The sequence below is a fragment of the Alkalibacterium psychrotolerans genome (assembly GCF_054784355.1).
Genome location: NZ_BAAGPH010000116.1, coordinates 1 through 8,692 on the forward strand (window position 1 = coordinate 1; position 8,692 = coordinate 8,692).

At 42.3% G+C, this 8,692-nt stretch carries 10 protein-coding genes and 1 pseudogene; 4 read left to right on the forward strand and 7 right to left on the reverse strand.

What is annotated here, in order from left to right:
* Positions 1-126: 126 nt before the first annotated feature.
* Positions 127-738, forward strand: a pseudogene (locus ACYVLS_RS09565) (IS30 family transposase); the annotation flags it as partial.
* A 163-nt stretch (positions 739-901) separates the two neighbouring features.
* On the opposite strand, the gene ACYVLS_RS09570 reads toward ACYVLS_RS09565, so the two are convergent.
* Together ACYVLS_RS09570 and ACYVLS_RS09575 are read right to left on the reverse strand one after the other, a co-directional pair.
* Positions 902-1,837, reverse strand: a complete 936-nt coding sequence (locus ACYVLS_RS09570; RefSeq protein ID WP_460323948.1) for a polysaccharide deacetylase family protein — start codon at positions 1,835-1,837, stop codon at positions 902-904.
* A 98-nt stretch (positions 1,838-1,935) separates the two neighbouring features.
* Positions 1,936-2,463 (reverse strand): GrpB family protein, encoded by a 528-nt coding sequence (locus tag ACYVLS_RS09575; protein ID WP_460323950.1) that lies wholly within the window; start codon positions 2,461-2,463, stop codon positions 1,936-1,938.
* 142 nt (positions 2,464-2,605) lie between these two features.
* Here ACYVLS_RS09575 and ACYVLS_RS09580 point away from each other — a divergent pair, with 142 nt between their 5' ends.
* Positions 2,606-2,974 carry a hypothetical protein gene (locus ACYVLS_RS09580; protein ID WP_460323952.1) on the forward strand — a complete coding sequence of 123 codons (369 nt, stop codon included), beginning with the start codon at positions 2,606-2,608 and terminating at the stop codon, positions 2,972-2,974.
* Between the two features lie 61 nt (positions 2,975-3,035).
* A complete protein-coding gene (locus tag ACYVLS_RS09585) occupies positions 3,036-3,428 on the forward strand; it encodes a hypothetical protein (RefSeq protein WP_460323954.1) in 393 nt (130 codons plus the stop codon).
* Between the two features lie 57 nt (positions 3,429-3,485).
* Here the strand turns inward: ACYVLS_RS09585 and ACYVLS_RS09590 are convergent, their stop codons facing one another.
* The 5 genes from ACYVLS_RS09590 to ACYVLS_RS09610 all read right to left on the reverse strand — a co-directional run bounded on the left by ACYVLS_RS09590 (position 3,486) and on the right by ACYVLS_RS09610 (position 7,805).
* Positions 3,486-4,340, reverse strand: coding sequence for a DNA/RNA non-specific endonuclease (locus ACYVLS_RS09590; RefSeq protein ID WP_460323956.1), 855 nt, complete (start codon positions 4,338-4,340; stop codon positions 3,486-3,488).
* 537 nt (positions 4,341-4,877) lie between these two features.
* A complete protein-coding gene (locus tag ACYVLS_RS09595) occupies positions 4,878-5,111 on the reverse strand; it encodes a hypothetical protein (protein ID WP_460323958.1) in 234 nt (77 codons plus the stop codon).
* Positions 5,112-5,134: 23 nt separating this feature from the next.
* Positions 5,135-5,329: a hypothetical protein gene (locus tag ACYVLS_RS09600; RefSeq protein WP_460323960.1), complete on the reverse strand. Its 195-nt coding sequence runs from the start codon at positions 5,327-5,329 to the stop codon at positions 5,135-5,137.
* A 118-nt stretch (positions 5,330-5,447) separates the two neighbouring features.
* Positions 5,448-6,182 carry a glycerophosphodiester phosphodiesterase gene (locus tag ACYVLS_RS09605; protein ID WP_460323962.1) on the reverse strand — a complete coding sequence of 245 codons (735 nt, stop codon included), beginning with the start codon at positions 6,180-6,182 and terminating at the stop codon, positions 5,448-5,450.
* Positions 6,183-6,347: 165 nt separating this feature from the next.
* Complete coding sequence (locus ACYVLS_RS09610) at positions 6,348-7,805, reverse strand: catalase (RefSeq protein ID WP_460323964.1); 1,458 nt, start codon at positions 7,803-7,805, stop codon at positions 6,348-6,350.
* Positions 7,806-7,997: 192 nt separating this feature from the next.
* On the opposite strand from ACYVLS_RS09610, the gene ACYVLS_RS09615 reads away from it, so the two are divergent.
* On the forward strand, positions 7,998-8,555 hold the full coding sequence (locus ACYVLS_RS09615; RefSeq protein WP_460323966.1) for a hypothetical protein: 558 nt from the start codon (positions 7,998-8,000) through the stop codon (positions 8,553-8,555).
* Positions 8,556-8,692 lie beyond the last annotated feature (137 nt).

Below are 8,692 nucleotides of genomic sequence, written 5' to 3' on the forward strand. Positions count from 1 at the left end.
ATGACCTTCTTCTGTAGGCATCCTGTTCGAAAACACATTATTTTGGAAGAAAGTATCTGCCTAATTTAAAAAATGGCAGTTTGTTCAAAAAAACAGGTTAAATTTAAAGCTATGAATTATTCAGGTTCTTATATACGTCAAGGTCTATTGTCTATCAAACCACATGACTTACCTGTCATGTATCGTCTGAAACCAAGAAAAAACCAACATAGTAATCCTAAGGGCAAAAACAAAAGAATCCTAGGTGCCAGTATCACCGATCGTCCAGAGGACGTATTATCAAGAGAATCATTTGGACACTGGGAAGCTGATTTGGTTAAAGGGAAGAAAACGAAAAATGAACCGGCAATCATTACCTTGGTGGAGAGAAAAACACGCTATGCCATTACTAAGAAAATCAGCGACTATAAAAGTCAAACGGTTAAAAATGCCTTTGAAGAGATTCTAGCAGATAACCCTAACCTATTTGCTTCAATCACTTTTGATAATGGTTCGGAATTCGCCTGAATGTCTGAACTCAATACAGACGTATATTTTTGTCATGCCTACGCATCCTGGGAACGGGGCTCAAACGAAAACTTCAATAAACTCTTGAGGGAATTCATCCCTAAAGGAAAATCCATCCATCTTTTTTCAGAAATGGATATCGATCAAGCCGCTCAGGCAATCAATAGAAGGATTGGAGAAGTGATAGGGTTACGTTCATCAGAAGAGTATTTTCTACAATGTAGTATTTAAAATTTCTCTTCCCCTAGGGGAAGAAGTAAAGAGATTTAAGTTCAACGAATCATGTAACAGAAAGTGTTGCATTTAACTTTACAACTCAAGTAAAATATTTCATTGTTTGCTTGAATAATAAATGCTTCAAAATTTAAATGTTTAATTCTTAATTGCTAGCAAGCTATGAAAGATACTCATCATACTCCCCAAGCTGCACAAAATCATAACCCTGCTCTCTCAGCATCTCGACACCTTCTTTTACGCCGGCGCTGATGTCTGACTGGGGTTTGTTCATATGAAAGAGGAAAATGGAACCTTCGCTGGCTGAGTTGAAGGAGTTGGCGATTTGTTCCTGGTTGAAGGTTCCGCCCGCATCGCCTAGAACGTTATAATTTACGGCTTTCAGACCCAGTGTTTCAATGATTTCTACGGCAACGTCATCATAGTAAGCCGTCCCTGACCTGAAGTAGTCCGGCGATTCACCGGTCAACTCTTCGATGCGCTCTTGGTTTTTATAGATTTCATCAAAGACTTCTTCCACATTTTCCGTCCCCATGATGCCATAAGCGGATTCTCCGTCAACTGATAGAGGCTTGTGGTAGTAACCGTGATTGGCTATTTCAAACAAGGGGTTATCGGCCAGCTCATTGAACGCGTTCTCATTTGCTTCAATCCACTGGGCATTGATAAAGAGTGTGGCCGGAATCTGCTCGCCTATAAGAAAATCAATTAGTTCTTCGTCAAAGGAGTCTGGCGTCCCGTCGCAGGCATCAAAAGTCAGTGCCACCACTTTCTCATCCGTGTCGATTTGTGTAATGACTCCCTCGACGTTTTCACCCCAGTCTGTAGGCGTGGCATTTTCAAATTGGTCAACGATGCTGGCTTTCAGCTCGTCGTAATCTGGCGCATCCTCTTCAGCCGTTTCTTCATCAGCCTCATCTTCAGCCAGGTCATCTTCTGATTCGTCATCTGTATCATCTAACTCTTCATCAGCTTGTTCTTCAGACTGCTCATCATTTTCTGTTATTTCCTCAAATTCGGGAGTTGCGTCATTCGTCCCCTCATCCGCACAGCCGGCCGTTAATAACACCAGCATGGAAAGTAAAATCAGTTTCACCTTGTGTCCCCCTAAAATTCATCCGTCTTTTAATTAAATTCATTTGTATACCTATTGTAGCTGTCCTCACTCGCTCCGGCAATGTTGTATAGTCCAAGTTACCCTTCCCCACTAAGTATTTGCTTGACGAACGCCTCTTTACTATCTGTATACTCAGCAATGCCTTCAGAATTGTCTGCTAGAAATGTGGTTTTGATTTTTTCATATTCTTTTCTGGCCGCTGGATGGGCATTCAGGTAGTCTCTGAAGAAAATAAGGTCATTCCAAAGTGTGCCCTTGTATTCTGTCAGATGAATAAAATGTGTTTTGCTCTCAAAAGTTTCATCCGTAAATTTGGCGAATACTATTTCATTTGGTCGCTCGACTCTCAGCCGATAAAAACCGAAGTCTTTTAAGTTTTTAATGAGTTCTGTCAGGTCAGCTTCCAGTGACTCAATTCCCACAACTATATCAATGACCGGCTTAGCCATTATTTCTTTTATCGCCGTACTGCCGACATGCTCAATCTGATGAGGATTTAGACTGGTTGATTTAACAATATCTGCTTTAACTTGTTCAAATTCTTCTTTCCAGCCATCGTCATGATTGGCTAGACGCACTTCATTTCTTTTCAAACCTAATTCCACCTAAATCCTCTCCCTTTAATCGACTGTCCTCAGTATAGACTGTTAAATCAAAAAAATGCAGTCTGAAAATGAGACTTTATGTATGGTATACTATATATGCAAGAATATAATTAACCTTTCTTTTTACATAGGAGGATTCACAATGACTATCACTATCCTCGCAAGAGAGATTCCGGGTTCCTTCGTTCGTTATAAAATTAAATTGAATGGCAGACACTTCACGAAGCTATCACTTGGAGAAGAAAAGGAGCTACATTTTTCAGAGCCTACTGCTGAGATTCAGGCCAAGCAACTATTCGGAAAAAGCAACAAGCTGACCGTTAGTGATGGAGACCGTATTGAAATTAGACTGTCAGAATGGTATGTTCTTCGCATCTTGATTTTTATTCTATCCACTTATAGTCTCCTTGCATTCGGCCTAATCGGAACAAGTTATTTTATCCTCAGCGCGGGAGCTTTAGTCATTCTTTTAGGCTATTTTGAGACCTTTACACTGATTAAAGTTGAGTGATTTTAGGTTGAGAGCTATCGAAAGTCTTATTCAATAGTATTAAAAATAAAGGGGACTACATATGAAAATTAAAGTCAGACGCAAAAGTAACATTCTTTCGGGCGCCTTGATAAAAAATAAACTATATATAAACGGTGAATTTTATGGAAAAATTGCTCATGAAGAAGAACGGGAACTTTCGATTCCAGAGAACAATTCAGAACTTCAAGTGAAGCAGTTCAGTGGCAAAAGCAATAAACTTGTCGTCAGTGATGGGGATAGTGTTGAAATCCGACATACTCCCTGGCAATTCGCCATCTACATCTTTTTGTTCATGCTGGGATTTACTTTCCAGATCCTTAATCTAACGAACACCTTGATTTATTTCATAGCGATTCTACTTGTCTTTCTTGTCTTTTACAGAGGAATCAACCTCTTTAGATTAACAAAAAGACACGGACATCTAAATAACTGACCAAAAAAGGACCGGATGCCCCAACCAATGGGTTATCCGGTCCTTTTCAGTTACTGGCTACTCTATCAGTTCATGATCGCCTGTTTCATAGTCCAGCTCGATTCCGTCTTGCTGGTTCGGTACAAAAACGTTAAAGGTCAACGTTTCGCCGTCATCATCGACAGAGAAGCCTTCCATGACAATGCCGTGGGATAAGAGATTATCGCCTTCAAACAGCGGTGTCACCCGGTAGCGGACCTGCATCTCTTCCTCTTCGACCACGTTCGCGACGAAGTTTTCAAACGGCAGCATGCCTTCAGCGTTAAACTGACGGGTACCGGTCATTAAATTCTCACGCCCATCGTAGCCGGTCATTTGATGCCCAATCAAGTGACTGCGGTTATACAGCCAGTTTCCTGAAACAATCTCATAGTTACCCTGGTTCCAGCCCGTAGGTTCAATATGTCCGATGGAGCCACGTTCTTCTTCGGGCATCAAGTCAATATCCAGCAGGGCTTCCGCCACTCCCACACGCCCCAGTTCATCAAGGGGAGTATAGGAATCGAACGGCTCACTCACTTCCAGTTCTTCAGTAGTGAAAAATGGAATGTTGTCATTCACTTCAATGTATAAAGTATCCAAAGGCAGGTCTTCCGGCCCAGGCAGATCAGCTGATTCAATGTCGTAGAGGAGATTTTGTTCCGGCTCTTCTTCAGCTTCTTCATGTTCTGCTTCCACTATTTCAGAGTCATCATCTGCTTCGTCTTCCGTTTCAGAGTCTTCACTGTGACTCTCTTCCTCTAAATCATTATCGTCTGCTTCAATCTCTTCCGTATCAGTTTCCTCTGTTTCAACGGCTTCATCCACCGGTTCACAGGCCGCGAGAAGCAAAGCCAGACTAGTCATTCCTATAAGTATTCCTTTGTATTTCATGTCAAACACCATCCTATGTAAAATTCTCTTACTTAAAGTCGTATTCTCTTTTCATTCTAACAGTTTTTTGCTGATATATATAAAATTTCCGGCAAAAAACGACCTTTGACCTGTTACTCAGCTGATTCCTGAGCTTCATTTCAGGGTCAAATACTCTTTCACCCGTAACCCAAACTATTCGTTTCTCTCAGTTAAAGGGCAAAGAGTCGTAGACCCCATACTCAACCTTATTTTCCGGTTCAGTTCCTAGGCAAACTGCTTTTGCCACGTACCCAGAAATATTTTTCAGTTCAGTTATAGGGCAAAGTGCCTTTGACCCCCTACTCAGTTCATTTTACTGTCTGGGTTCCGGGGCAACTGAACTTTCACCCCTTACTCAACGCAGAAAACTCACTCAGTTACTGGGCAAGCCGTCCGAAAAGGCTAATCCAGGCTAAAATCCTAGTCAAGAACGCCTAAATATAAGCTGCACCTGAAAAAGCTCTGGAAAACGAAAAAATGACTGAACGGATTCAGTCATTTCCTTCTTTAATATTTTTATATTGCGACAAAAGAAGCAAAAGCAATAATGGCTAATATCACCGGCAGGACTTGCACAACTAAAGCAATCCAGGCAAGGATGGGAATCCATTTTTCAACGGTATGATTTCTGGCATACAGTATCAGATATATAGCAAAGCCTATCCCGGCAATGGGAACAAAATAGGCCAGTATCAGCATAATCGCGAGCTTGAACAGTTCATCCGACTGAGTGGGTTCTCTTTGAGTCATATCAGTCTCCTTAAAAAGATTTATTATTTTCGTTTTCGCATCAATCTTTTTCGACGTGAGTAGTAGAGGTAAAGGTAAAAAAGGCCGAAAATCAGTATATAGCCTAGTCTGAGATCGACCAGCGTCTGATTGACCACGATTGAATCAGCGTAATTATAGAGTAACAGAAAGAGGATAAAGGAAAAAGGCATAATGAGTGTCAGATTATTTTTTTTCATAAGAAAAGTCTCCTTCCGGTAAACGGACGTGTCGGTTAATTTTTACAAGTTTACCATACACCGGAGACTTTACAGGTACATGGGGCTTGTAGGAAAGCGCACATGTTCTCGCCCGACTTTAGTCGTCTTCATCCTGCTGCAGCGCCTTCAAGCGGTTCGGATAATCAGTAATAATGGCAAAAAGAAGCAATTTATTGAGTTGTTTCAACTCTTCGTAGTCATTAACGGTCCATGTACTGATGGCTTTACCGTGACGGTGCGCTTCCTCAACGACTTCCCGGGTCACACTGACCGCTTTGAGATGAATGAAGTCCACCGGCAGATTTTTGGCATCCGTAATCACCCTTTCATTGAACTCAGGTACAAGGAGAGCCGTCTGAACTTCCGGCAGCTGAGCAATCATGCGTTCCAGTCTGTCCTGATAAAAAGAAGAGATAATCAGTTTCTTCTGAAGTCCGTAACGCCGTATTTCCTCGGTTACTTTCTCTTCCAGCTCCCGGTCTTTTTCGTCAATTGTTTTGAGTTCAATATTGGTCAAAAGCGGCTTGTCTTTCACCCACTTTAAATAGTCAGCAAGTGTTGGAATATCCAGTTCCATTAAATCAGGCCACCTGGGGTCTTTAATTTTAAACTGCTGAATTTCTTTCAAGGTATAGGAATCGACACTGCCTTCTCCTTCAGTCAGACGGTCAAGGGTTTCGTCATGAAAAATGATGACCTCTTTATCGCGAGTCAGTCTGACATCCAGCTCAATGCCGTCTGCACCTGTATTGTAGGCTTCTCTAAAAGCGAGCATAGTGTTTTCAGGGAAATGTCCTTTGAATCCTCTATGAGCAAAATTTCGCGTGCGCATACTACCCCACCTCTCCGTTCACTAAAAACTTCTGGTGACTTCATCTTACTTCTTATTTTATCTTTTTCATGTCCGTTCTGCACACCACATTGCTTGTAGTTTTTCATTTTTTTCGACAAAAAAGAAGCCTCTTTAATTTACAAAGAGACTTCTCAATTCTAATTATTAAGATACAGGGACAGCTCTATCAAGCAGTTTAGCAACGCCTTCAGCCAGTTCTGGTGTCACCTGGTGGAAGAGTTTCAGCTGACGGTCAATAATCTGTTCGTCGCGTACGCCTCTCAAGTGGTCGGCAAAGTTCTGATACAGACGGCTGCGCTCGTCTTCAGACATCACGTCCATAATCAGCTTGCGTGGCTGTGAGAAGTGATCGTCATTATCGTAAGGCACGCTGTTTGCTTCTCCGGAAACTTTAAACGGTTTAAGATTATCTTCTCTGGATTCTTTGATTCCGTCATAGCTGTTTGGCTCGTAGTTGACAGCTTTTCCGCCGTTATGATAGGCCATCTGACCATCACGCTGGTGGTTTCTGACTTCCGCTTTCGGCGAGTTGATAGGCAGCTGGTTGTGGTTGGTTCCCACACGGTAGCGGTGCGCATCAGCATAGGCAAACAGACGGCCTTGAAGCATTTTGTCCGGTGACGCTTCAACTCCCGGTACAAAGTTACCCGGTGAAAAGGTTGCCTGTTCAACTTCTGCGAAATAGTTTTCCGGGTTACGGTCCAGCACCATTTTACCAACCTCAATCAGTGGGTAATCATCGTGAGACCAAACTTTTGTCACATCAAAGGGATCATAAGGGTACTGAGCGGCTTCTTCTTCCGGCATAATCTGAACTTTTAACGTCCATGACGGGAAGTCGCCTTCTTCAATGGCGTTAAACAAGTCTTCAGTGTGATAATCCGGGTGTTCACCGGCAATTTTAGCGGCAAGTTCAGGGTCCATATTTTTGACGCCTTGATCGGTTCTGAAGTGATATTTGACCCAGAAAGATTCGCCTTCTTTGTTTACCCATTTAAAGGTGTGGCTGCCGTATCCGTGCATGTGACGCATGGTTGCCGGGATACCGCGGTCTGAATGCAGAATTGTAATTTGGTGAAGCGATTCTGGTGACAGAGACCAGAAGTCCCAGATCATGTTCGGGTCTTTCAAGTTCGTCTGCGGAACTCGTTTTTGCGTATGAATAAAGTCAGGGAATTTGATGGCATCACGGATAAAGAATATCGGCGTGTTATTCCCAACAATGTCGTAATTTCCTTCATCAGTGTAAAACTTAACGGCAAAACCGCGCGGGTCGCGAACTGTGTCTGAAGAACCGAGTTCTCCGGCAACTGTTGAAAAGCGGATGAACATCGGTGTCTCCTTGCCTTCATTTGAAAACAGGTCAGCCTTTGTATATTTGGCAATATCAGGGTTCGTGACAGTGAAACGGCCGTGCGCGCCAGCACCTTTAGCATGAACCACACGCTCAGGTACACGTTCACGGTTAAAGTGAGCCAGTTTCTCAATTAAATGCACATCTTGAATTAAAGTTGGTCCGTTAGTGCCAGCTGTGACAGAGTGCTGATTGTCTCCAACGGGGGCGCCAGTGGATGTTGTTAATTTGCTGTTATTTTCAATCATGTTATGTATCTCTCCTTACTTTTTATCGACTACTATATTATAATAGATATAAAATAGCAATTACAAGTGTATTATGGAAAAGTTCACTAATATTTCATCCATAAGGTTTTTTAAGTTGAAAAAGAACCAAACATGTGTTAATTTTAAATAAGTATTTGCATACAAAAACATACATAAGGAGATTGGTCTATAATGAAAAAACCCAATACAAAAACAGTTTTAGTTGCCCTCTCAGCCCTTGTTACACTTATGCTGGTCGCTCTAGTACGTGATGTTTTACCTGCATACAGCGAGCACGGTCGTTCGATGATTATCGGTACCCTTGCCTACGTTGCGATGGGTGGTATAGTTCTAGCGAAGCCACTAAACAACAAACATATCGCTGCTGTATCTGGAATCATGAGTGCGGTATTCATTGGGACTCACATTCTCATTGAAGCTGCTTTATTCTCAACTATCGGACTTGCGGCTGTCACTAACCCATTTGGATACGCTGCAGTAGCTGCTTTGCTTCTAGCCGGCGCTGCTTACCTGATCGGTAAAGTTAAAGCTTTCGAAAACGTCAGCCTTTACGTTAACGGCTTCATGACAACGGGTGTGACGCTGGTCTTTTACCATGTTGCTTCTCTGGCACCCGTTAGAGCTTCACTTCTGTTCTTCATTCCATTCGCTCTATTCTTCGCATGGACTGTAGCACAATTTGGACTGCAAGTATCTCAAGCTATTCAAACACGCAGACAAACTGCCTAATTATATCTATGGGGCTGGGAAAAAACTCCCCTAAAATGAATACATCCCTCGACCGATTTTGAAAAAAAAATGGTCGAGGGATGTTTCTTTTTTAAAGACAAAATGAGCCCCACCGGCTATAATTGAAGTACCAACAG